This window comes from Bacillus sp. MUM 116 (assembly GCF_001866655.1).
Taxonomy (GTDB): domain Bacteria; phylum Bacillota; class Bacilli; order Bacillales; family Cytobacillaceae; genus Neobacillus.
This window is the reverse complement of sequence record NZ_MLYR01000053.1, coordinates 1-23978: the sequence shown is the minus strand read 5'-3', so window position 1 is coordinate 23978 and position 23978 is coordinate 1. Positions and strand designations below refer to the sequence as shown.

Genomic DNA, 23978 nt, shown 5'->3' with positions numbered 1-23978 from the left:
ATAAACTCAATTTCTTATAATAATGACCAAACGGTCAATTGTCAAACGAAAAGTAATAGGAGTACGATGACATGGTTAAAAGACAACTAATTATGGAAAAGGCGCTGGAACTCTTCGCAAAACAAGGGTTTGAAGCCACTTCTGTTCAACAAATCACTGATTATTGCGGTATATCCAAGGGCGCATTTTACCTTTCTTTCAAGTCAAAAGACGAATTAATTATCGCATTAATCGACCACTTTATGATGCAGATTATTTCTGATATTGACTATTTAGTCATAAATTCGAAGGTTGAAGAGCTTTTATATGATTTTTATTATGCTATCTACCATACTTTTCAGAAACATTCTGATTTTGCAAAGGTTTTTATGAAAGAGCAGTCACAAACCATTAATAAAGAACTCATATTGAAAATGAAATACTATGATAAATTAATGGAAGATAGTATTCTTTCGATGATTGAACGGTTATATGGGAATGAAGTGAATGAGACTAAATATGATTTAATCTATTGCATTAAAGGGTTTATGAATACTTACACACACTTATTTTTATTTCACGATTTCCCTTTAGATTTGAAGTTACTATCAAAGTCATTGGCGGATAAGACAAATGTACTGGCACATCACTCAACCCTTCCGTTTGTTTCAAAAGAGCTTTTTCATACAATGGAGCCTTTGAATGAGAAAATTACGAAGGAACAACTTCTCGAAACGATTGAGCAAAAAATTGGAGAAATGAAAGAATCGATTGAAAAAGAATCTTTAACTCTTTTAAAACAGCAGCTGCAAGAACCGGTATACAGCCTGGCTATTGTAAAAGGGCTGCTAGAAAATATCCGAAACCATCCACATTGTAAATGGGTTTCTTACTTACTTCGTCGTTTTTATGGGTTTTAATAGCAAAGTGACGGTCACGCTCCCAATCGTCATGTCATAACCAGAAAAAGCCTCATTTACTAAATTGGGACTCCCAATATAGTAAATGAGGCTCAAAATATTGTTTTAGTATTTAATATACAAGGCATAATCAAATACTGAATTCATTCCTTTATTCCTTATTACTATTTCTAAATTGATCATAGTCTGTTTTAATATAGTGAAAGGCAGCAGCGCTTCCACCATGGTCCGGATGGGTTATTTTTAACAATTTTTTATAACCTGCTACTATTTCCCTATGACTTGCTGTTTTGGAAAGCCCTAATTTTTGATGACAATAATTTGTTTTCGGTGGTGGAGCACTTTGAGTCTTATCAGGCTTTCTTTTAGTTCCCAACGATAGTTCTTCCTTTAACTTCACGACTTCATTCCGTAAATCTCTGTTCTCCTTTAACAAATCCTTGCTTTCCTGCTGTAATTCAATCTTCTCATTCTGAAGGATGGCAATTTCCTTTTTTAATTTATTTCTTTGTTGAATTAAAGTATTAACGGCCGTTTGATGAAGTTCCTCTATCCCCTTTATATGTTCATTCTGTGCTTTTATTTTTTCTTTTAATTGATGAATCATCTTCATTTGATCTTGAGAATGGTATAAAAATTCATTGGTCACATTATTATTTCGTTTAGCTTCGGTTTTTGGCTTCTCATTACTCACATTTCGAATTCTTCCTTCACTCAGCCAGCGCCCAACAATTTCAGCTACCCTATTTTCGGAAACCCCTGCGTCCTTTAACATGGTAAATGCTTGATCTGTATTATCAAGTATGTATTCATTTTCCCGATATCCTTTTCCCTCAAAATGAATCTTTCTCTCACGCAGCCAGCGTCTAATGGTTTGAATACTGGTATCTTCTGTTACTCCTGCATCGATTAACAGGGCAAAAGCTTGGTCAGTGTTCACGGTAGCCCTCCTCTCCCTATTGCTCCCCTATGTAAAATGGCCCTCATTATGAGGCAAATTCTATTTATTTTTTAATATTATATAAGGGAAGGAAAAATGTGAATGGATAAAAATGACTATCCTGAGCACCTTCCTTAAATTATTGAACAATATATGGATTTTTTGGAAATCACCACAAATATAAATAAAAGGCGATTATAATATAGACAAACACCTTCACTTGTCAAGGAGATGAAGAAAATGAATACACTATTTGTTCAGTTAACATGGTGGCAGCTAGCATTATTGGGGATTTACTCTTTTTACACGGTGATCAGGGCGTTGTGGATTTTTGATAGCGGTTTAAGACAGGCAACAATCGGAAAGAGCAAGGAAATCAAACTATACCACGTCTTATGGTCTATTATTGATATCCCTGCTATTACTTTAGGAACACTCTTCCCCTTATTTAAAAGGCTTTTTTCGATTACAGTTGTACATTTAAAACATTAAGTATCTATATTTTTGTAAATAGTAAAAAACCGCACGTGTGTGAAAAATTTACAGTGCGGTTTTTTAGATTTAATTTCCGGAAAGATCAACCTACCATCTATGAAAATTCCCTAAAATAATATTCAAGAGAGAGTTTCTAAAATTCGGTGGAGTTCTTTTTCAAAATCTGCAGGTTCGTTTGCATAGTTATAAATCCCTAAAAATTTCTCTATGGCAGATGGGTGGGCACTAATCATTTTATTTACAGCATCTTGTTGTTCCGTGATGATTTCATTCTTGGAAAGCTCACATCCGATATAAAAACGGACCATAAATTCTTTTTCCATTGTTTGTTGGTACTCTCCTGCAACTTTTTCCCATTTAGTCGTTTGCCCATGATTTTTGATTAAGGTATCGGCTAATATTCGGGCTCCACAAATCGCATCATGGATTCCTTGGGCCATTGCTGGATCCTTAAAACAAATGGCATCTCCAACCAACGCCCAACCGTTCCCCATCCCCTGGTACCAATAATTCTCATAACCTATTAATCCTTTAACCGGTTCAACCAATTTGGAATTCCTTAGGCGGGTGCTTAACGTTGTGTTAGGGAAATGATAATCAATAAACTGACGCAAACTTTTTTCGGGATTTTCTTTAAAATTATTTAGTAAAGTCTTATTTTGTAAAGGAAAATTTGCAACCACTACATATAAATCATCATTTGTAGGAAAAAGAATCGCCATTTTATCCTTTCTCTTATACACCTCAAATTTAGGCATAGAATCATGCTGAATACCGGAGAAATAGCCGAAATAGACCGCAACAGTGGATGGGCTGCTGATTTTCAATTTGCTCTTTACCAGTTTGCGAATCTTTGAGTTTCTCCCGTCCGCTCCAACCACCAGACGGGCTCGGTACTCTTCTACCTTCTTAGTCCCATCTTCCCCTCTCACACCAATTACTGTTTCTCCATCATATATTACATCTGTAACTCGAAATCCTTCTTTGACATTAATATTTTTATAGGATTTTGCTTGGTTAAGCAGAATGTGATCCAGATGGGTTCTTCGAATGCAATAGGCAGTATCCTCGCCATCAACCGCAGGAATCGGGCCTTCAATCACGGTGTCCTCAAACTGAAATTTGATTGTCTGCACATGTGTAGGATTCGTTTCTAGCAGTTTCTCCAAAACCCCCATCTCCCTAAGAATCGGTATCGTATTATTGAAGAACGTATTGGTTGACAAAGTGTCACTCGGAAATGTTGCACGGTCAACTAGCAGTACATGAAAACCAGCTTCAGCAAGCTGGATGGCCAAAGTCGCTCCGGCACATCTCGCTCCAGTAATGATGACGTCATAACTCCTATTCATCGTATCCCTCCAATTATCTATTTAATAAAAATAGGACTATCCATCAAGATAGCCCCTCAAATATGAAATAGGTGTTAACCTAACCTAAAAACAATCCCGTGACCGCCCTTCGGATACTCCCATTTAATATTTTGATGCGGGCACCCAATCCGGCAGCTGCCACATTCATGACAGCCCTCGTAGCCAACATGCATGCGGATATCTTCCCATTTATAAACCTCTGCTGGGCAAAAAATCGTACAGATTTTATCAGGGCATGACGTTAAACAAATATCATTATCTTTGACATGCAGATGAGATTTGGTATCGGCGTTAAAGCGAACAAGATATTGTTTTTCTTCGATAGACTGAAATTTTTTCTGTTCACTCATTTATTTCATCACCTTCCATGCTTTATAAACATCGCGGGCAAGTTTCATCTTCTCTTTCGCAGACCCTAGACCTCTTATGACTTTCTTTTGTTTCTCCCATTTGGACGATCCATCAACGGTAAACATTTGACTTGCCGCTTTATTGATCATTGGAATATACTCTTCAAAATACTGCGGGAACTTATTAAAATGATGGGTGGAATCCTTATATTTCTTCATATCCTGGCCGACAAACCCTGCAAATAATTTTTCCTGATAGCGACTTAGCATACTTTCAGAAAAGTTTCCTGCTTCCTTGGCCAATAGAACGGTTTCCGCAGCTAACCTACCGGAAGTCATCGCCAAATTGGAACCCTCACGATGAATGGCATTGACGAGCTGCGAAGCATCGCCGATGACAATGACACCATTCCCGACAATTTTCCCCATTGAATTAAAGCCGCCTTCTGGAATTAAGTGAGCTAAATATTCCGCCGGCTCACTTCCTTGAATATACGGGCGAATCATCGGATGGTTTTTCACATATTCAAGTAAGTCATACGGTCTAATTTTATGTTTGATCATCCCGGATAGAAGGGTCCCAACCCCAATACTTATTGTTTCTTTATTGGTATATAGGAACCCTGTACCGAGAATTCCTTTTGTAGCATCTCCAAATAATTCGATGGTGCAGCCTTGATTCTCTTCTAGGTTGAAGCGATCTTCAATGATTTTTTTATCGAGCTTCAAAATTTCCATAGTGGCGAGGGCTGTTTCTTCAGGTTTGAGTTCCTTATGAAACCCAAGTTTTTGCGCAAGCAGCGAGTTTACCCCATCGGCCAACACGACAACATCTGCGTAAATATCTCCATCAGGGCGGTCTGTCCGGACACCGACCACCTTCCCGTTTTCGACAATACATTCCAATACAACGGTTTCGCAGACTAAGACTGCCCCTTGGTCTACTGCTTTCTGGGCAAACCATTGGTCAAAATTTGCTCGTAAGACCGTAAAGTTATTGTACGGTTCCTGGGCCCATTCCAAGCCTTTATAACCAAAGGTGACGGCTGACTCCTTATCCATCATCATAAACCTCTGCTCGACGATGGGGCGCTCAACGGGAGCTTCTTTATAAAACTCCGGGATAATGTCCTCCATCATTTTTCGATAAAGGACACCCCCCATGACATTTTTGGAACCTGGATACTCTCCTCTTTCAAGAAGCAAGACGTTTGCGCCGCCTTTTGCTAATTCATGGGCACAGGAGATCCCAGCTGGGCCTGCCCCAACCACTATACAATCAAACTTCTCCGGCATAACTGCTTACCTCCTCTCTCGATAAAGCTTTCTTAAACTGTTCAATTAATAGAGGCACAATCTCAAAGGCATCACCAACAATTCCATAATGACAAGATTGGAAAATAGGTGCGTTAGAGTCTTTATTTATGGCAATAATTAAACCAGAGTTTTTCATCCCGACGATATGTTGAATCGCACCAGAAATTCCAATTGCAAAATAAATTTTCGGCGTGACTGTTACTCCGGTTTGACCTACTTGGTGTGGATGAGCAATCCAACCAGCTTCTACTACATCCCGGCTGGCACCAACAGCTCCACCAAGCGTTTCGGCTAAGTGGTGAATTAGCTGAAAGCCCTCGGCACTTCCTAACCCTTTGCCGCCAGCCACAATGATATCAGCCTCGTCGATGCGAACTTTTTTTGTGGTTTCCTTCACAATTTCCAATACTTTTGTCCGAATATCTTCTTCTTTTAAGGCAATCGTTTCTTCAATGATCTTGCCCGTTCTGTCTGATTGGGGAGTCAGCGCTTTCATGACTTTGGCACGAACGGTTGCCATTTGCGGCCGATACTTTTTACAAAGAATTGTCGCCATAATATTTCCCCCAAAGGCAGGTCGGCTTGCCAACAATAGCCCGGTTTCCTCTTCGACATCCAACTCGGTCGTATCGGCTGTTAATCCGGTGGGCAAATCGGTGGCAACCGCACTTGCCAGGTCTTTTCCGGTCGAGGTGGCACCAAATAGGATAATTTCAGGTTTATATTTGTTGGAACACTCAAGAAGTGCCTGCATAAAGGATTCTGTCCTGTAATGTTTAAAAATTGACTGGTCATAGACATAGGCGATATCTGCTCCGTACTCAAAAATTGTTTTTGTTAAAGATTTTATATTTTCCCCGATTAATACACCCGCCAAGTCACATCGGCGTTTGTCGGCCAATTTTCTCCCTGCACCCAAAAGTTCAAGGGAAACAGGAGCAATTTCTCCGTCTTTTTCTTCGATAAATACCCAAACACCCGTATAATCCTTAAAATCCATCCCTTATCCCTCCCTGACCGTAAACAATTCTTTCTTTTCCATGATGACAGAAAGCAATTGTTCCACTAGGTCCTGTGGTTTACCCTCTAGCATCGTTCCCCCTTCTGGCGGCGGCGGGGCCCATACTTTCGAAACAATCGTTGGGGATCCCTTCAACCCAAGTTGTTTAATGTCTACTCCCTCCAAGTCATCAACAGACCAGATAACAGGCTCGTATTTCGCTGCTTTTAACATGTTGGGAAAAGAAGAATACGGCACTTCATTGATCGTTTTTTCGACGGAAAATAAACAAGGTAAAGAGGATTTAATTACCTCATACCCGTCCTCCAATTTGCGATGGACAACAGCGTATCGCTCTTCTTTATTAATTTCCGCCACTTTGTTCACCGAAGTAAGAGGCGGGATGTCGAGCCTCCTTGCAATACCCGGACCGACTTGCCCGGTATCCCCATCAATGGTCATTTTGCCGCAGATGACGAGATCAACCGGATTGGTTTTCGAGATTTTCTCCAGCGCTTTGGTAAGGGTATAACTAGTGGCCAATGTATCCGCACCGGCAAATCTCCGGTCTGTGATTAAATATCCCTCATCAGCCCCAATTTCGATACACTTTTTAATGGCTTTTACCGCTGGTGGCGGGCCCATCGTTAAGACGGATACCGTTCCTCCATATCTTTCCTTTAGTCGGACCGCCTCTTCTACGGCATGGGCATCATAAGGATTTAAGATGGCAGGTGCCGTTCTTCGGTCCATGGTGTTGGTTTTTGGATTCATTTTAATGATTTTCGTGTCAGGAACTTGCTTAATACAGGCCACAATATGTAGCATTGAATTCCTCCTTATTATTAGAAAAGCGTAAGGGATACGCTTTTCGGTATTTTGATTAACTAAGCTTAAGTTGGAATTGGAAGAAGTTTGTAGTAACCATCTAATAAAAACCTAGAAAACTTGTACCGATTTAAACGAATAAGATGGCTGTTCATTTTAACTATATTAAGGGAGTTGTACTTACATGCGAGTTTTCAAATAAATATCTTAATAATTTAGATCTTTGTTATGAAATAGAAAAATGAGGTACTTTTTGAGTACCTCATTCGAAACATTAAAATATTAGTTTGTTTTTAATTCAATTAATTGAACAAGTTCTTCAATAATATCGTTTAACCTCATCTGGCTTGTATCTTTTTTTAGAATCATAGATGTTTTATCCAGTAAGATTTTTTCTTGTTCACTCACAAAAGCCCCTCCATTTTTAAGGTAATTGTATCGTAGTTTCATGTACTTATCAGAATTTTCGGACACAACTTACTATTTATGGATAAAAAAGAAAAATAGGTGGTTAAAGGAGCAGTTTTGATGATACGATTATTTTATAAATTATAAAAGAATCCCTCTCGAAAAAGAGGGATTCTACATTAAGCAAGGGCTTCTTGTTTTAATGGTTTTGCTATTTCTAATGATTTGATATGATAACCATCCACTTCAAGAACTTTAAATTCGTAATGGCCATGACAAATAATTTCACCTTCAGCCATATCCATTTTTTGGGATAAAATCCATCCGCCAATGGTATCAATATCCTCATCATCAATTTCTAATCCGAATAAATCATTGATTTCTTCGATAAGAACTTTTCCGTCTACAATGGTTTTATGTTCATTAATTTTATTTATTTCCGGGACTTCATCGGCATCAAATTCATCTCGTATTTCACCAACAATTTCCTCGAGAATATCTTCAACTGTCACTAAACCTGCAGTCCCACCATATTCGTCTAAAAGAATCGCCATATGAACACGGTCTTTTTGCATCTTCACTAATAAATCATGGATGGGAATCGATTCAATTACTTGGATAACCGGACGAACATAATGTTGAACAGAAGTTCCTAAACTCTTCCCTTTGATAAATTCGGTCATGACTTCTTTAATATTCAACATACCAACGATGTTATCTTTTTCACCATCAATAACAGGGTATCTTGTATAATTTTCTTCTGTAACAATCTTAAGACATTCTTCTAATGACTGTGATTGGTCAAACGCTACAATTTCTGTACGTGGAACCATAATTTCTTTTGCAAGACGATCATCAAATTCAAAAATTTTATTCACATATTTATATTCAGATTGATTAATTTCTCCGCTTTTATAGCTTTCTGAAATAATTAATTGAAGCTCTTCTTCAGAGTGAGCAACTTCGTGTTCGGAAGCAGGTTTCAATCCAAAGATTCCAGTTACCAAACGGGCTGAACCATTTAATGCTTTAATAAATGGGTACATGATTTTATAAAAAAGAATCATAGGTTTAGCAAAAAGTAACGTAACCATTTCTGCTTTTTGTATCGCAAGTGTTTTAGGGGCGAGTTCCCCTACTACGACGTGAACGAATGTTACTAAAGCAAAGGCAATCACGATGGATGCAATACTTGAAACAGCTTCAGGCAAGTTCAGATTAACCAATAAAGGATGCAGGATATGATCTACGGTCGGTTCGCCCAACCAACCTAACCCTAATGCAGTAACGGTAATCCCCAGCTGACATGCGGATAAATATTCATCAAGATTTGAAACAATTTTTTTCGCTGCGATTGCATTTTTGTTTCCTTCGCCAACCAATTGATCGATTCGTGTGCTACGGACTTTTACAATGGCAAATTCATAAGATACGAAAAATGCCGTAAATGCAATTAAAATTGCAATGGTGATCAAATTAATGATTATCAAATAGTCTCCTTACTTAATTGTAAGTAAGGAATACACCTCCTGGTTTTGTAAAACGTTTAATCAAATAATAATAACAAGGTTTGAGCCAGTGTGACTCCTTGTAAAGAAAGTTTATTTACCAGCATTTCTTTTTCATGATGGCTTAATTTTTGCAGAATAGGCTCGATTACCTTTATTTCCTCTTTTAGATGCTCCATGAGAACACCAATTTGTTCACAATGTTTTTCTACCTTCGCTTGATCGATTTCATTATTAGAGTTAATCATTTTAATAGAAGATTTAATTTCCCCAAGTGGCATATTAAGAGTTTTATAATGTTCAACCATTTCCAATATTTTAATACAATCTTCCCCATACATTCGGTAATTTGAATCCGTTCTAACAGGGTTTAGTAAGCCTATTTGGGTGTAATAATCTATGGTTCTTTTGGAAATGTCCATTAAGCTTGCTATTTCACCAATTCGATACAACTTCCCAACTTACTCACCCCTTTCTTATTATGTTAACTATATCACATTCTAAACCGAACAGTCAACGTTATGGTTTGACAAAAAGAAAACATAGTGCTCCAGCTATCTATTAATCAAGTTTGAAATTCCATAAAAAAAATCCTGCATGGATAAATGCAGGAACTTCATCAATCAATCAACTTATTAATTTATAAAAAACAAGGATCGTTAAAATATACAATTTCAGAAAGAATTTTTGTGCCTTTAATAGTTTGGAAAGCTTTTTTTGCCTCCTCTTTTTTATCAAATTCAAACATGCAAATTTTTCCTTCTGAATACTGAGTGATGACCCACATTTTGAAATCCTCCAATAATTAATTATAATTTTGCTCCTGTTAAATCAGAAAAATACTTCTTAAGAAATTGTTTAAGAATCTTGAGGCTTTTTAAACATCTTGAAGTTTAAATTTTGCTATCTAACTTGTTTCCTTATTGGCCTTTTTCATTTTATAGGGTCGTTCCTCCTAATATTCATTATTTTCCAACATTGTTATTTTAGGGGATTAAACTTTAGCTGTCAATAAAGTTCACAGAATCTTAACAAAATATCAAAAAGAAAGAACGGCACATACAGAAAATCAGAAAGCGTACAATGCTTTCTGATTAGTTTGCAGTACTTCCGCCCATCCGTTACATGCAATCCTGTTAAATAATAGGGTAACAAGAAAGCAAGATTTCACCACTTTAATTCTCTGAGGGAATTTCATAATATAAGTTTATTTAGCTTTAAAAACAGGAACTTCAAACCATAAAATCAGAAATATTATAATGGGAACAGACAATACATACGCCCATCCTGGATGTTTATAATGTAGTAAAAGCATTGGAACCATAACGCATACAAAGACTACTGACCAACCGAATGTCCAACCGTGACTATAAACACAATTTCCATACAAAATCATAATTAATTCAAAAATTAACCATAATATAATCCAGCTTAATATGTATAAAATCTGCTTAATTAAGTGATTTTTAGGAAATCGATATAAATAAACAAGCATTGTACTTGGATATAATGTGAACATCAAAAAAAGGTTATTGAATAAATGATTTGGCAATAAATTAGGTGACCGTGGATATGACCATAATGGAAAATCCCAAGTCAATAGATTGTAAAGCATGTCACCAATTATAAAATATTGGATGGTGCTGAGATACTGAATCCAATTTTTCCAATCTCCCCACTTCCATGCACATAGAATTGCAACAAATCCAATAATAATTGGAAACATTAAAAAACACACTCCAAGCAGGAAAAAATTTAAAACACACTAAACGTATTTTTATTGTGACAAGCCTTTTTATTATTACCATTATTTATCCATTTATTCCTATTAACAGTCGAATCCTACCGCCTTCAGCAAGCTCTCTAAGAACGCTTTCTCAGCCATGCTCATCACTCTTCACCTGCAGTAAGGTCGAGTTCAAATCCTTTTGGAATATCTCTTCCGGTAGGAAACGATTCAGTTGATTGCGTTTGCTTTTGTATAGGCTTTTGGTTCTCTTGATAGGAATCAATTGCTTCTACGGTCAGTAAGGATTCATTTTCCCAGTTTTTCAGAATCCCAACAATATAGTTCAGCCTTCGCTTGTTATTGGCACATGCGATATTCATGGCTTTTAAAATTATATCTTTCGGCTGTAAAAAACTAGAATCAACTAGCCAAGATAACAGCTGCTGTTTCGCATTTAAATTCGTAAAACCAAACCCATTTACGTCCCAAAACTCAACAATTTCTTTCACATCTTCTGTTTTTTGATTACTTTGTATGAGATTTTCTGTGTCTGGATTATTTTCTATATTTGGATAGAAAGCTTTTTGTTGTTGTTTTTGTTTTTGTTTTTGTTTTTGTTTTTCTTTTTGTTTTTCTTTTTGCCCACGTATCGTTTGACGTTGCAGGAACGTATCGTCGAATTCTGCATTTTGCGTTATATATGTATCATTTTCATCTTGAACTAAATCTTCGTTGTCGATAATCAACTCTGCTTGTTTATAAAAAGATTCATATAGGCTGCGAATGTCCTGTTTAAGAATGGATTCCGAAACGTATAGAATAAGCGAGTGGTCCTCGACCTCTTTTAATTCGGAAATAATACAATCCATTACAGGTTTTCCACCTTTACCCAGGTTATCCTTCCCCCAGTTTTTAATCGCAAGTTCTCTCGTTTCAGGATTGTAACGAATCAACTTGTGATGGTTGATGAATCGCTCCATTAACGAATGAACACTATCAATCGAATAGCCTAAATCAAAAGCCATTTGTTTTTTCGTAATTTTATAGATCCCAATTTGAGTAGTTTGCGGATTCGTGAGCAAATAAAGATAAAAATATTTATCCTCCGGGCTCATCTCTTCCATAACAATCGGATTCTTCCAAAATTCAGTACGCACTATTCTATATTTTGCCATCCTCAACCACTATCCTTTCTTCTACTAAAATCTTTTTCATAGATGATATATGGATAAATGAAGAAAAAGGACAGTATAGTTTTTATAAACTTGTGAATGTTTTATGACAAAATAATTCCATGGTGATGTTCACTCTCTTGGTACGCAACAGGAAACCTTGTGTGAAAAATATTTTCAAATCCTTTAATCCCCCACAAAAAACACTCACAAATGCTGATTGAACAACATTCGTGAGTGTTTTGTCGTTTTTAAAATAAACTCTTTTGTTCCTACACTTCACAGGTGCGGTGTGTATGTGGCAACACATGGTTGTTGGTGAGTTTTTAAACTCAATTCCACTTATCTAATAGAACCAAGAATTACTAGGATATAGCATGTAAGCGATAAATGTTATTCCAACGAAATCTTCACAACATCATCCAAATATACCAAAAAGGCTCTTTAGAGACCAGTAGTACCCATTCTCCTTCGCTTCAAACTCATAAAAGGTGAAGTGTGTGGAAAGATAAAGATTGATTAAGATGACTTTGGAGTCTAAATGGTATTTAATAATTCAGCTAGTTCATTAATTTTCTTTTGGCGCTCCTTTCGGACATCGATCGCCTGCTCGATTGTTACTGCTAAAAATCGTGATGTGGACAAGGGTCTGGACTGTGCAATTCGATCTAGGTCAGGACTAATAACGGTTCCAATTGTAACAAATCCTCCACCGGTTGTTCCATCATGCAATGGGATGATAACTTCCTCTTCATTAGGTACAATGATCCCGCCGATCGGATACATAGTATCTACAACATTACCGGAACCTTCTCCTGCTCCAAAAGGTGGTTCAGTATTACGGAACCCGATCGAACCACCTTTAAATCGATAGGCCATTCGATTGGATTCTGTCGATACTCTCCAGTTAGCATTTAGGAAAGACTTTATACCCTCATCACTGACTAATGATCCTGACAGACCCATCAACACGCGAAGCACATTTGAATTAGGTAAATCCGGCAAAAAATTAGAGCTTATTGTTTTACCTACCTGTTTAAGCACTCCCGGCAGCGGTTCGCCAATAGGAACACAATCTTCGGCCAAAAGCTTGCGGCCCTTATAACCGCCAAATTCGCTAAATATATAAGTGGAACGGCTTCCTAATATTTCAGGGACCTGGATTCCTCCCGAAATACATAGATATGTTTTAACTCCATGCTTCGCAGGTGATAAACGTAAAATATCACCTTCCTGCACCCTGACATTCTCCCACATGGGAATACGACGATTATTAATCTGCGGCTCCATCGGTGCCCCAGTAATGGAAATCACGGTATCTTTTTGAAATTCTATTTTTGATCCAATTATTGTCATTTCTAATCCAGCAAATTCAGGGGGATTACCAAGGAGGAGATTCCCAGCCATGAAAGAATACTTGTCTGCGGCACCACTCGGAGGGACACCATAATGATAGTTTCCGTATCTCCCAAGGTCTTGAACAGTTGTTTGCAAACCTGGCTCAAGAATTCGTAGCATATTAAAATCCCTCCATTAGCTCAAGTATATAAGATCTTCCTTTACGAAAGTATTCTTCCGGAGAAAAATCAAGTTCCTTTATCTTGAACTGATAAGTACCCTGTTCAACCTCTTGACTAATCCTCTGATACTCTGATTCCGTAACAGAGCAGTGTTTCCACAAATCACCTGGCCGAGCAAGAAAAAGGGATTGTTTGAAATCCTTCAATTGTTGTTCCTTATGGAAGACAGGGGCTGCAGACATCCCAATCAGTTGATAGCTTCCTGGTCCGGATACCGGATAAATTGCCGTAAAAGCTCCCCCTAAACCAACGGCTTGTTTTGGAGTATCCGTTCTTGGACTCAAATATTTAGGAGTTTGAATCATTTTTTCACGCGGCAAGCCTAACTGGAATTCCCAAGCAGTCCCTGGATTAAATCCCATCATACTGATAAGATACGGCATTGTGGTATGTACTTCTATAAAGGCTTCTTTATCTCTAAATCCGTTTTTTTTCATTACAAACTCAAAATTAGTTAAAGAGGGATCTTGATGGCGATCCTTAAAACGCCTAGAATATTCTTGTGTAACAGGATCGTCATACCATATGGGAATTTCTACAATACGTATAGATAAATTTAATTCTGCTGGCTTGCTTTTTATAATATCGATTTCCTTAAGATAATCTAACAAATCATATGCGGAAATAATATCAGGATTAAAACGCACAAGATACGATGCATTTGCCGGGCAAATATCCAAAACACCTGGAATTTTCCGACTTCTCAGTTCTTTCGTGATTGCTAATGCCTTGAAGTTACTTTCTGCACTCATTTCTTTAGAAATTTCAGCAAAAATATATTCGTCACCGCCAAAGTGAAAACGAGTCTCTGGGATTGTAAACATGATTCCACCCTCATTTCAACAGTTTCTTTATTCGTCGGCTTATGGTTGCAGGACTTACACGTAGAACTTCAGATACTTTTGCAGCAGTACCATACTTTTTTAAACCCAATGTGATTAAACGCATTTCAACCTCTTCTATAGCTTGCTTTAACGGCATTAACCCTAAGGTTACAACAGGTTCTGTTATCTGCCTTTGATTGGCATAGATTATAGAAAGGACATCATCACGATGTATTCCGTTTTCCCGTGAAGTCACCACCAGCCGTTCCGTCACGTTTTGGAGTTCTCGAACATTCCCTTGCCACGTATGGCTCTCTAGTACATCTAAAGCTTCACTGAAAAAATGTTTATCCTTCTGGTACATCTGATTGTAATGCTGAAGAAAATGTAAAGACAAAGGCATAATATCTTCTTTTCGTTCCCTTAGTGGGGGGATATAAATCGGAATGACATGCAAGCGGTAGTATAAATCTTCTCTGAATTTCCCTTCCTGCACCAAATCCCATAAATCCCGGTTGGTGGCTGCAATAATTCGCACATTAAGGGGAATCGTTTTTGTGCCTCCGACACGGGTAATTTCCCGTTCCTGAATAATTCTCAATAATTTAACTTGCATGTTTAACGGCAGTTCGGATATTTCATCCAAAAAAATGGAGCCTTGATTCGCCATTTCAAAATAACCGGGCTTTCCTTTGGAATCCGCACCTGTGAAAGCTCCTTTTTCATAGCCGAACAATTCGCTTTCCATTAGTTGTTCAGGAATTGCTCCGCAATTCACTTGGACGAATCGTTTTGTGTGCCGCGTACTCCACTCATGGATAGCATTTGCGATAACTTCTTTTCCTACCCCGGATTCACCATGAATAAGGATTGTTGAATCGACATCAGCAACCATTCGTATTTCCTCTACTACCCGGCCCATTACCTGGGATTGATAGACCAGCCTGCTTTTTTTGGTGGAGCTGTTTTTCATTTTCTCTAGCGCTTGCTTATATCCCTTTGATTCTTGCTGAACTTTCATTAATTCTTCTCGTAGTTTGTTTACCTCTGTAATATCCCGAGAAATGATAATAATCTTGCTTATTTGTCCTTCATAGAAAACCGGAGTAGCTACAGACCATAGTCGTTTGCCATTTTTCCCTTCTTGAATACAAGATAGTTTACTCCCTTTTTTTATGCACATTTCCACAATATTTGGATGAAAGAATCCCTTTTTTTCCAAATCAAAGACATTCAGTCCAGTAACCTCATTTGGATGATCTAAATCCCAATAATCTTTTAAAAATGTACCCGTAAGCCGCATGATTGTCCCTTGCGGATTAACCACCATGATTTGTTCATGTGAGGACGAGTATATTGCTTGCAAATCTTCACTAAGATCACGGACAAACTCCAACTCCTTAGCAGCTTCTTCCCAATGTTCTCTCAGGAAGAATATATGAATTAATCCTGTACATTCCCCATTTACGATTAGGGGAGAAAAATTTCCAATCATATCTTTAAAATTTAGGTAACTGCTTTCGCTAATAAGTGATTTTCCTGCTAAAACATCCTCTAAACTAGGTTTCATTTCTATTAAAGTACTATAGTTGCGATTTAACAGAAAAGCAGAGGAAAGCCCTAAAATTTTCTCAGCCATTTCATTAACAAAAGTAATTTCAAGGAAGGAATTGGTGGTAATCATTCCAATTCCTGCTCCTGCAGAGAGTTGGTTTATGTGAGCAAGCCGAAGTTCGTGCATCCGTTGTCGTGCACGTTGATCAGTACAGTATCCTTCAATCTCATCGTGTTCGTTGACTCCAATGTAAACAGATATATTGTGATAAAATTCAATCTCATGTTCTAAGGGTACCTGTAAAATATCTTGACTATATTCAATAGGCCGCTGCAAATTGAATGAAATTTGAATCTGTTGTAGGAGTGATTGTTGATCCACGTAACCTACTACTCTGCCATCTTTTACGATAAGTACCAGTTCTGCATGAGTTTTAGTAATTTGATTCAAAACCTCCTCGATTGTAGACTCAATTGGTACTTTAACTGGATCGGATTGTAAAATTTGTCTCCAGGTAAACATGGTAATCACCGCCTTTTTTGGACTTATTCTATTATAACAAATTTTTAAGAACTTTCTGATAACGTTTTTTTTATAACTTTAGTAGTGTTTTTATTTATATATATGAACTCAATACATCTTGAATTGAAATGCCTTATCTGGTTAAAACAATTGAACCAGTAGATGTATGCCCGCGGTCAGAATGCACTTCTTTTGCAATCCGGATCCCCGCCAGGAATATTTCAATTTTGAAAGATTAATAGGTCGATATCAGGCTCGTTCCTTCTACATTGCGAAACTTTCCTTATATCTTTCGGAATTGAAACGTAAATTTCAATTTTGAAAGATTTTTTAGTAAATTAGCTGAATAGTCTAAATTTGGCGAGTTTTATAATAACCAAAGTCTTCTGGCACAATTTTTGCAAATGTAATTTGTAGAAGTTTCACACATTTTCTTTTCAAAGAGTGAAACTCAGAGTAAATAAAACAAAATATTTTATACCTCAAAAATTTGGGAGGTGGAATACTGCAAGGAAATAGAAATGGGTGCAATTTCAAATTCTATCAATCGCCAAAATCAATCATGAAAGAAAAATAATTTTCATTTTAACTAGAGGAGGTAATTTATTTGAAGCAAACAAGACTTGCAATTGATGTAGGTGGAACATTTACAGATGTTTTTGTTTTTGACGAAGAAACAGGAAAGATTTCAGTAACGAAAACTTCCTCTACCCCTTCAAATCCGGAACAAGGGATCCTTGATGGAATTAAAAAGGCACAAATAAAAGGTGAAGACATTAAAGTTTTTTCACATGGCACAACTGTAGGTACCAATGCACTTATCGAAAGAAAGCTTCCAAAAACAGCGTTAATTACCACTAAGGGCTTCCGTGATGTTCCGGAAATTCGCAGGGGAACAAAACTAGACCTTTGGGATGCTTATAAAGATACGGCGAAGCCTTATATCCAAAGGCGAGATCGTTTTGAAATCAATGAAAGAATCGATTATAACGGAAATATTTTAATTGAAGTTGACCCGGGAGAAATCCACCAGCTTGCAAAAAAATTAAAAAAGCGCGGGACTGAATCGATTGCAATTTGCTTTATGAACGCCTATGTAAATGGTGATAACGAAAGAATCGTGAAAGAAATCATTCAGGAAGAATTGCCGGATACATATGTATGTACTTCGAGCGAAGTTTTACCGGAAATTTTTGAACATGAGCGGATGAGCACAACGATCGTAAACGCTGTATTAGGACCAATCATTAGTAAGTATATCAGCACATTAGAAGCAGAAATGAAGCAAAGTGGATATGAAGAGGATATTCTCGTCCTCCACTCCGGCGGCGGCGTGATGACATCCAGTACGGTTCCGCGTTACGCTGCAAGGCTTGCCAGTTCAGGAATTGCTGCAGGAGCGATTGCAAGTAAGCATATTGCGAAGCTGTGCGGCTTCAACAACGCCATTGGCCTCGATATGGGAGGAACCAGTACAGATATCTCCCTAATGTATGAAGGTGATATTCGAATCACGAAGGATTGGTATATCGAATATGGGTATCCAATCGGTTTCCCAAGTATTGAAATCTTAACCATTGGCGCCGGCGGCGGAAGTATTGCTTGGAAAGATGAAGGTGGCTCTTTACGTAATGGACCACAAAGTGCCGGTGCTGTTCCTGGGCCGGCATGCTATATGCGTGGCGGTGAGGAGCCAACCAACTCTGATGCTAATTTAGTTCTTGGCCGTCTAGGAATTGATTTATTGGATGGGAAAATGCAGCTGGATAAAGATAAAGCCGTTAAAGCGGTTGAAAAAATTGCTAATGAATTTGGCTATTCAACGGTTGAATCAGCAAATGCCATAATTGAAGTGGCCAATGCCAATATGTGTGATGCACTAAGGTTGATATCTGTTAGACGCGGCTATGACCCAAGGGATTTTGCTCTTGTTGCATTTGGTGGAGCTGGTCCGTTACACGGAGCCCATTTAGCTAAGGAAATGGAAATTCCTACGGTTATTGTTCCCCCACACCCAGGTGTTGCGGCTGCTATGGGCTGCTTGCTGGTGGATGTTCGCCATGATCTCTCGAAAACATATGTGAAAAACTTTAACCATGTAACGCTTGAAGAACTGGATGCAGAGTTTTATGAGATGGAAAAAGAAGCTGAAATCTTATTAAAAGAAGAGGGTGTAGCGAAAGAGAACTCTACCCTAATGCGTTATATTGATATGCGGTATAGCGGCCAGTGGAGATCCTTAGCAGTCCCAATTGGTACAAGAGAACAATCATTAGAAAAAACGCTTGAAGCTTTCCATCAAGAACATGAACGTGAGTTTTCTTTTTCCGATCGAAGCCAAAAGGTCGAAATATATGGGTTGCGGTTAACGGCAATTGGAACGGTTCCAAAACCCGAGTTTCCTAAATTTGGACCTGAGGGATGTTTAGAACATGCACTTAAAGGAGAGAGAGAAGTCTATTTTGAAAACCAATTTGTTTTAACGAAAGTTTATAATCGCGAAAAAATTCCTGTTGCTTCCGAAATACAAGGACCAGCCATCGTGGAACAGCTCGACACCACAACGGTGATTCCTCCTGATTTTACCGCAGTTGTCGATGAATACCGTAACTTAATTATGACATTAAATAAATAAGATGAGGTGAATAACTTGAATCAAACCCAATCTATCATTCAAATTCAGAGTAATCGATTAGATCCGGTAACATTTGAAGTTTTAAAAAATGGATTTGTGAATCTTGTGGACCAAATGGCCGAACAAATTTTAAGAACTTGTTATTCCTTCGTTATTTATAATCGCGATTTTAGTTGTGCTCTTTGTGATGCGGAAGGAAATACCGTGATGCAAGGTACACAAGATATTTCCGTTCACGTTGGCACATTGCATTTAACTGCAAAAGCCGTGTTAGAGGATTTTAAAGATGATATTCATCCTGGCGATGTTTTCTTAGTCAATGACCCTTATCGCGGTGGAACACATTTTAATGACACACGTGTTATTCTTCCAGTTTTTTATGATGGAAAATTAATCGCCTTAATGCAGACAAATGGGCACTGGGCAGATATGGGCGGCTCCACACCAGGTTCTTTTGATATCAATGCAAAAGAACATTATGGTGAAGGGGTTCGAATTCCACCGCTACGAATTTTCAGCAAGGGCACTTTTTTAAAGGATGTAGTTAATGTATTAGCGGCCAATATGCGTATTCCAGAAGAGAGAGTTGGAGATCTACGAGCTCAAGTGGAAGCAGCAAAGGTTGGGCAAACCCAGCTGCTTGATATTGTAAATAAATATGGGATTGAAAAGACACTAATAGCATTTGAAGAAGTTCAAGATTATGTGGAAAGATTGGCAAAAGCAAAAATCGTTTCTTTGCAAAAAGGAACGTGGGAAACAGTGGATTACATTGATATGGATCCTGAAATTGGTGATGGTCTTATCCCCATTCATGTAAAGATGACGATTACCGATGATGAAATTTTATATGATTTATCCGAATCACATGGGTATATCAACTGCTTTTTAAATGCTGGCTTTGGCGCATCACAATCAGCTGTTTATGCTGGAACCAAAACCTTTTTCCCGGAAGTCCCGTTAAACTCAGGGTTTTATCGGGTCGTAAAAGTAAAATTACCTGAAAACTCTGTCGTAAATGCGCCAGCTCCGATTGCGGTAACAGGTTTCTGCTCAGGAGCATATGAAAAAATTATGAATGCCTGCTTTGAATTGTGGTCCAATATTATGCCAGAACGAGCATTAGCCTGTTCCTTTAACTTAGAGTACTTATTAATCGGAGGAAATGATCAACGAACAGAGCAAAATAATTATTTTATGTGGTATGACTGGATGGCCGGGGGGCATGGTGGCCGTTCGGACCGAGATGGTGCAAATGCTACTTCCCCTGTATTTGGTGTTGGCTTAAGTGTACAGCCATGTGAAGGCCAGGAGAGACTTTCCCCAGTGATTACAACGAAGCATGAAATCATCACAGATTCCGGTGGTCCAGGAAAGTACCGCGGGGGATGCGGAGTTGAGAAAGGTGGATCATTAACAAAATTATCAAATTCTGTTATGTCTTACTGCTGCGACCGTTCCCGATCGGTTACATGGGGAATCTTCGGTGGATTACCATCCTATCCACATGGAGCATGGTTAAACCCGGGCCGTGAAGATGAACAATATTTAGGGGCTATTTTTTCGAATGTGAAGGTGAAAAATGGAGATTCCTTCACTAGACCATCTGCAGGCGGCGGTGGTTTAGGAGATCCACTTGAACGAGATCCGAAAGCCATTCTTGAAGATGTGGCTGACGAATATGTGTCAATAGACAGAGCCAAGAAAGATTATGGGGTTATTATTAAGGAAATTGATCGTGATCTCGATCAATTCGAAATTGACTTCGAAGCCACTGAACAGACAAGAAATTATATTAGAGAGCACCGCAAGCAATGGTTAAAGGAAGATCCATTGGTGGTGGAGGAAATGTATTGTAATGGTGAAATTGATAAATTAGATGTCATTCGACAATATGGTGTCATCATGGATTATGGAACCAACAAAGTCTTGAAAAAATCAACAGCACAATTCAGAGAATCCATGAAAAACCGTTCTCTTGCTTATTGGAAGTAATTAAAAAAACAAGGATCTTCGGATCCTTGTTTTAAAGAATCATAAGGAGATGAATGTATGGCTGAAATTATCAAACCTTCTCAAGTGATTGAAGGAGACATGAGTAAAGAGGGAAAAAATGATGACTTTGCTTTAGAAAAAGTTCCACTAGAAAACAGGACAATGAGTTGGGTAAGTATCACAAATGTTACCCTCGGTGTTGCAACAGCCATGCTCTTTATGCAGATGGGCAGTTTAATGGCGACGAGTTTTGGATCGATAAATGCATTATTAGCTGAAATTTATGCCACAATTGTTGCTGGTGGATTAGGAATCGGAATTTGCTTTATTGCTGCTAAATCAGGACTAAATGTAAATTTGTTGGCAAGGGGTGGAGGATTTGGCTACTTAGGAGCATCGATTACATCATTGATTTATGCTTTAAACTTCATTATGTACTGTGCAATTGAGGGATCTATTATGGCATCTGCTGTCCATGAATACCTTCAATTTATTCCTGCTTGGGTCCTAATGGTTGTATTTGGGTTACTCGTTATTCCTCTAAATTGGTTTGGGATTAAGCAATTAGATAAATTACAAAAGTGGTCCGTTCCAATATTCGTTATATTGTTAGGAACTGCATTTGTGTTAGCATTAAACATGAACCCTAAATTTGCCGGAAATGTATGGACATTTCTACCAAAAGGAGCCATGAACGGGGGGGCTGGTCTTCTTGCATGTATTGGGATAATGAACGGACTAGTGGGAATTATGGCCCTGCTTGTCTCTGATTATGCAAGGTTCATTAAAAAGGATGAATTCAAAATTGGTGTTTTCGCTGTTGGGTTTATTCCACAACTTATCTGTTTTCTAATTATGGGGGTTATTGGCATTTGGTTTGGTGTTAGGATGGCGGAGCAAAACCCAGGAATTTATTTCGTTCAAATTCTTGGAATTGGAGGAGCATTATTTACTATTTTAACGCAATTAAGGATTAATGTAACAAATTTATATAGTGGATCCCTTTCACTAGCAAGCTTCTTTGAAAATATTTTTAAATTTAAACCAGGAAGAAACTTTTGGGTGGTTTTTGTATCAATTACCGCAATAATTTTGATGCTAGGGGGAGTGTTGGACCATATTGGCAGTTTATTAACTTTCCAAGGTGTATTCCTATTGGCATGGGGGGCAGTTTTAGTTTGTGATGCGGTAGTGGTGAAGAAACTTCTAAAAATAGGTCCAAATTATTTTGAACATCGCCAAGAATATTTATTTGGCTGGAATCCAGTAGGCGTAGTTTCCCTTATTGTCTCATGTATAATTGGTTCATTTGCTGCCTTTGGATATTTTGGAGTGTTTTTACAAAATATAGCTGCTTTTTTTGCCGCAATCATTGCATTTGTTTTAACGGTTCTTTTAGCAATTGCTACTAAAGGTAAATACTACAGTAAAAAGAAGGCTGATGATATTCCACTCAATGAATATATTTGATAATATTATGGAATGAACAAATTTTAATTTAAATTTTCTGAATATACAGATATTTTCAGCTTAAAATCATTTATTCTTCATGTAGAAAAAAGGAAAAAACAAGTTTCTAATCCCCATTCACGATTCAAGAGGACGCTGAAAAAGTCCAAAAAAACGGTATAATACCTCATATTCGAGGCGATTATACCGTTTTTGCTGTATAATTATAGTATCCATTCCAAACAGGTTGGTACTATGATACAAAATCAACCCTCTATGGTTTTTAGTATTTATGGATATTTATGAATTATTTGTTCCAAAGGATAATATTTTTTCGTAGACTTATTCTCACATAATGGACGAATTGGAACAAGTAGAAACACGGAAAGTGGATGAGACCATGAAAGAACTATTCGGTGCAAAATAAATGCAAAATTACTTCTAAAACATTCGTTCTCTTTAGGAATCCACTAAAAATTAATAATCGCCAAACCCTTGATACGATTGAGTTTGGTGAACGTTATTAGTTTTGTATAGGATACTATGGCGGGACTGCGTGGGAATCGAACCCACCAGACCACACACGGTGGTCTCAAGCAGTTTTGAAGACTGTGGAGGACACCAGTACCCCTTTCAGCCCCATTTGGACGAATATTATTATACTAATAAAACCACCTTGTTTACAATAGCTTTCACAGATTCGTAAAGTTTACCCGGTTTACTTGTCTTCTACACTGAAAACAGTCTATAATAAGGTGAAAAATTGTTTTTGAAGGTGAAGAAAATGCTTCATGGTTGGTTTTTGTGGTTTATTTTATTTTGGGTTGTCTTTCTGATTACGTCATTTGGAATTGGCGGATTCTTTATGTTCCGTAAATTTTTGAAAAAGATGCCGAAGGAAGACGGCATGTCTGTCATGGATTGGGAAGAACACTATTTCAATGAATCACGGCACCTTTGGGAGGACGAAGAAAAGGCCCTACTTGAGGATTTGGTCAGCCCGGTTCCTGAGTTGTTTCGCGATGTGGCCCGTCATAAAATTGCCGGAAAAATCGGGGAGATTGCGCTAAATGAAAACGCTCCGAAAATTACCGAAGACCTAGTAATTCGCGGCTATATACAAGCAACTCCGAAGAGGGATCATAAATTCTTACGTAAGAAGCTATTCGAAAATAGAATTGATGTTGCTCCATACGAGCATTTATTCTAAACCGTCCGAATTCTGGGCGGTTTTTGTTTTACCATTTAAACTCCTCTCTACCCATTTCGGATAAAAGCCCCCCTATCCCTTTTAGCAAAACTAGTTCCTCCTAGACTTTAAGGGCGAAGCCATCAGCCAGCCTAAACAAAAAACACCAATCCCCAAAATGATCTGACCCAATAAAGTTAGACATATAGT

The 23978-nt window shown here is 38.0% G+C and carries 21 protein-coding genes and 1 tRNA gene; 6 read left to right on the top strand and 16 right to left on the bottom strand.

What is annotated here, in order from left to right; all coding sequences use genetic code 11:
- Window positions 1-71: 71 nt before the first annotated feature.
- On the top strand, window positions 72-899 hold the full coding sequence (locus BIV60_RS14010; protein WP_071356356.1) for a TetR/AcrR family transcriptional regulator: 828 nt from the start codon (window positions 72-74) through the stop codon (window positions 897-899).
- A 151-nt stretch (window positions 900-1050) separates the two neighbouring features.
- Here BIV60_RS14010 and BIV60_RS14005 read toward each other — a convergent pair whose 3' ends face one another.
- Window positions 1051-1839, bottom strand: a complete 789-nt coding sequence (locus tag BIV60_RS14005) for a hypothetical protein (protein WP_071356355.1) — start codon at window positions 1837-1839, stop codon at window positions 1051-1053.
- A 240-nt stretch (window positions 1840-2079) separates the two neighbouring features.
- On the opposite strand from BIV60_RS14005, the gene BIV60_RS14000 reads away from it, so the two are divergent.
- Window positions 2080-2331 carry a hypothetical protein gene (locus BIV60_RS14000; RefSeq protein WP_071356354.1) on the top strand — a complete coding sequence of 84 codons (252 nt, stop codon included), beginning with the start codon at window positions 2080-2082 and terminating at the stop codon, window positions 2329-2331.
- Window positions 2332-2453: 122 nt separating this feature from the next.
- Here the strand turns inward: BIV60_RS14000 and BIV60_RS13995 are convergent, their stop codons facing one another.
- From BIV60_RS13995 to BIV60_RS13940, 14 genes are all read right to left on the bottom strand, one after another.
- The gene (locus BIV60_RS13995) at window positions 2454-3686 is read right to left on the bottom strand and encodes an NAD(P)/FAD-dependent oxidoreductase (RefSeq protein WP_071356353.1); all 1233 of its coding nucleotides are present in this window, start codon (window positions 3684-3686) and stop codon (window positions 2454-2456) included.
- A 74-nt stretch (window positions 3687-3760) separates the two neighbouring features.
- The gene (locus tag BIV60_RS13990) at window positions 3761-4057 is read right to left on the bottom strand and encodes a ferredoxin family protein (protein WP_026575013.1); all 297 of its coding nucleotides are present in this window, start codon (window positions 4055-4057) and stop codon (window positions 3761-3763) included.
- A complete protein-coding gene (locus BIV60_RS13985) occupies window positions 4058-5353 on the bottom strand; it encodes an FAD-dependent oxidoreductase (protein WP_071356352.1) in 1296 nt (431 codons plus the stop codon).
- Complete coding sequence (locus BIV60_RS13980) at window positions 5337-6374, bottom strand: electron transfer flavoprotein subunit alpha/FixB family protein (protein ID WP_071356351.1); 1038 nt, start codon at window positions 6372-6374, stop codon at window positions 5337-5339. Before BIV60_RS13980 ends, BIV60_RS13985 begins: the two co-directional genes overlap by 17 nt.
- Window positions 6375-6377: 3 nt before the next feature.
- Window positions 6378-7202: an electron transfer flavoprotein subunit beta/FixA family protein gene (locus tag BIV60_RS13975; RefSeq protein WP_071356350.1), complete on the bottom strand. Its 825-nt coding sequence runs from the start codon at window positions 7200-7202 to the stop codon at window positions 6378-6380.
- A 282-nt stretch (window positions 7203-7484) separates the two neighbouring features.
- Window positions 7485-7610, bottom strand: coding sequence for a hypothetical protein (locus tag BIV60_RS30445; protein ID WP_256218414.1), 126 nt, complete (start codon window positions 7608-7610; stop codon window positions 7485-7487).
- A 179-nt stretch (window positions 7611-7789) separates the two neighbouring features.
- Complete coding sequence (locus tag BIV60_RS13970) at window positions 7790-9100, bottom strand: hemolysin family protein (protein ID WP_071356349.1); 1311 nt, start codon at window positions 9098-9100, stop codon at window positions 7790-7792.
- A 56-nt stretch (window positions 9101-9156) separates the two neighbouring features.
- On the bottom strand, window positions 9157-9570 hold the full coding sequence (locus tag BIV60_RS13965; protein ID WP_071356348.1) for a MerR family transcriptional regulator: 414 nt from the start codon (window positions 9568-9570) through the stop codon (window positions 9157-9159).
- Between the two features lie 188 nt (window positions 9571-9758).
- Complete coding sequence (locus BIV60_RS29710) at window positions 9759-9905, bottom strand: hypothetical protein (RefSeq protein ID WP_177177304.1); 147 nt, start codon at window positions 9903-9905, stop codon at window positions 9759-9761.
- Between the two features lie 420 nt (window positions 9906-10325).
- Window positions 10326-10844, bottom strand: a complete 519-nt coding sequence (locus BIV60_RS13960) for a CBO0543 family protein (RefSeq protein WP_071356347.1) — start codon at window positions 10842-10844, stop codon at window positions 10326-10328.
- A gap of 164 nt (window positions 10845-11008) precedes the next feature.
- The gene (locus BIV60_RS13955) at window positions 11009-12022 is read right to left on the bottom strand and encodes a DnaD domain-containing protein (RefSeq protein WP_256218413.1); all 1014 of its coding nucleotides are present in this window, start codon (window positions 12020-12022) and stop codon (window positions 11009-11011) included.
- 534 nt (window positions 12023-12556) lie between these two features.
- A complete protein-coding gene (locus tag BIV60_RS13950; protein WP_071356346.1) occupies window positions 12557-13537 on the bottom strand; it encodes a 5-oxoprolinase subunit C family protein in 981 nt (326 codons plus the stop codon).
- A 1-nt stretch (window position 13538) separates the two neighbouring features.
- Complete coding sequence (locus BIV60_RS13945) at window positions 13539-14423, bottom strand: 5-oxoprolinase subunit B family protein (protein WP_071356345.1); 885 nt, start codon at window positions 14421-14423, stop codon at window positions 13539-13541.
- Window positions 14424-14433: 10 nt separating this feature from the next.
- Window positions 14434-16500 carry a sigma 54-interacting transcriptional regulator gene (locus tag BIV60_RS13940; protein ID WP_071356344.1) on the bottom strand — a complete coding sequence of 689 codons (2067 nt, stop codon included), beginning with the start codon at window positions 16498-16500 and terminating at the stop codon, window positions 14434-14436.
- A gap of 607 nt (window positions 16501-17107) precedes the next feature.
- Here BIV60_RS13940 and BIV60_RS13935 point away from each other — a divergent pair.
- Genes BIV60_RS13935 through BIV60_RS13925 form a run of 3 tightly spaced genes read left to right on the top strand, consistent with a single transcriptional unit; the run spans window position 17108 to window position 22600 of the window.
- Complete coding sequence (locus BIV60_RS13935) at window positions 17108-19135, top strand: hydantoinase/oxoprolinase family protein (RefSeq protein WP_083402251.1); 2028 nt, start codon at window positions 17108-17110, stop codon at window positions 19133-19135.
- 15 nt (window positions 19136-19150) lie between these two features.
- Complete coding sequence (locus BIV60_RS13930) at window positions 19151-21130, top strand: hydantoinase B/oxoprolinase family protein (RefSeq protein ID WP_083402250.1); 1980 nt, start codon at window positions 19151-19153, stop codon at window positions 21128-21130.
- Between the two features lie 57 nt (window positions 21131-21187).
- Entirely contained in the window at window positions 21188-22600 is a 1413-nt protein-coding gene (locus BIV60_RS13925) for a purine-cytosine permease family protein (protein WP_071356342.1), read from the top strand.
- Between the two features lie 523 nt (window positions 22601-23123).
- Here the strand turns inward: BIV60_RS13925 and BIV60_RS29705 are convergent.
- Window positions 23124-23220: transfer RNA gene (locus BIV60_RS29705), tRNA-Sec, on the bottom strand.
- A 143-nt stretch (window positions 23221-23363) separates the two neighbouring features.
- Between BIV60_RS29705 and BIV60_RS13920 the strand changes: the two genes are divergently transcribed.
- Window positions 23364-23789 carry a DUF2621 domain-containing protein gene (locus BIV60_RS13920; RefSeq protein WP_071356362.1) on the top strand — a complete coding sequence of 142 codons (426 nt, stop codon included), beginning with the start codon at window positions 23364-23366 and terminating at the stop codon, window positions 23787-23789.
- The last annotated feature ends 189 nt before the right edge of the window (window positions 23790-23978 follow it).

Coding starts and splice junctions, on each gene's coding strand:
- BIV60_RS13955 (WP_256218413.1), bottom strand. CDS start 12,022: ATGGCAAAATATAGAATAGTGCGTACTGAATTTTGGAAGAATCCGATT.
- BIV60_RS14010 (WP_071356356.1), top strand. CDS start 72: ATGGTTAAAAGACAACTAATTATGGAAAAGGCGCTGGAACTCTTCGCA.
- BIV60_RS13975 (WP_071356350.1), bottom strand. CDS start 7,202: ATGCTACATATTGTGGCCTGTATTAAGCAAGTTCCTGACACGAAAATC.
- BIV60_RS29710 (WP_177177304.1), bottom strand. CDS start 9,905: ATGTGGGTCATCACTCAGTATTCAGAAGGAAAAATTTGCATGTTTGAA.
- BIV60_RS13960 (WP_071356347.1), bottom strand. CDS start 10,844: ATGTTTCCAATTATTATTGGATTTGTTGCAATTCTATGTGCATGGAAG.
- BIV60_RS13920 (WP_071356362.1), top strand. CDS start 23,364: ATGCTTCATGGTTGGTTTTTGTGGTTTATTTTATTTTGGGTTGTCTTT.
- BIV60_RS13985 (WP_071356352.1), bottom strand. CDS start 5,353: ATGCCGGAGAAGTTTGATTGTATAGTGGTTGGGGCAGGCCCAGCTGGG.
- BIV60_RS13980 (WP_071356351.1), bottom strand. CDS start 6,374: ATGGATTTTAAGGATTATACGGGTGTTTGGGTATTTATCGAAGAAAAA.
- BIV60_RS13950 (WP_071356346.1), bottom strand. CDS start 13,537: ATGCTACGAATTCTTGAGCCAGGTTTGCAAACAACTGTTCAAGACCTT.
- BIV60_RS13940 (WP_071356344.1), bottom strand. CDS start 16,500: ATGTTTACCTGGAGACAAATTTTACAATCCGATCCAGTTAAAGTACCA.
- BIV60_RS13925 (WP_071356342.1), top strand. CDS start 21,188: ATGGCTGAAATTATCAAACCTTCTCAAGTGATTGAAGGAGACATGAGT.
- BIV60_RS14000 (WP_071356354.1), top strand. CDS start 2,080: ATGAATACACTATTTGTTCAGTTAACATGGTGGCAGCTAGCATTATTG.
- BIV60_RS13945 (WP_071356345.1), bottom strand. CDS start 14,423: ATGTTTACAATCCCAGAGACTCGTTTTCACTTTGGCGGTGACGAATAT.
- BIV60_RS13995 (WP_071356353.1), bottom strand. CDS start 3,686: ATGAATAGGAGTTATGACGTCATCATTACTGGAGCGAGATGTGCCGGA.
- BIV60_RS13990 (WP_026575013.1), bottom strand. CDS start 4,057: ATGAGTGAACAGAAAAAATTTCAGTCTATCGAAGAAAAACAATATCTT.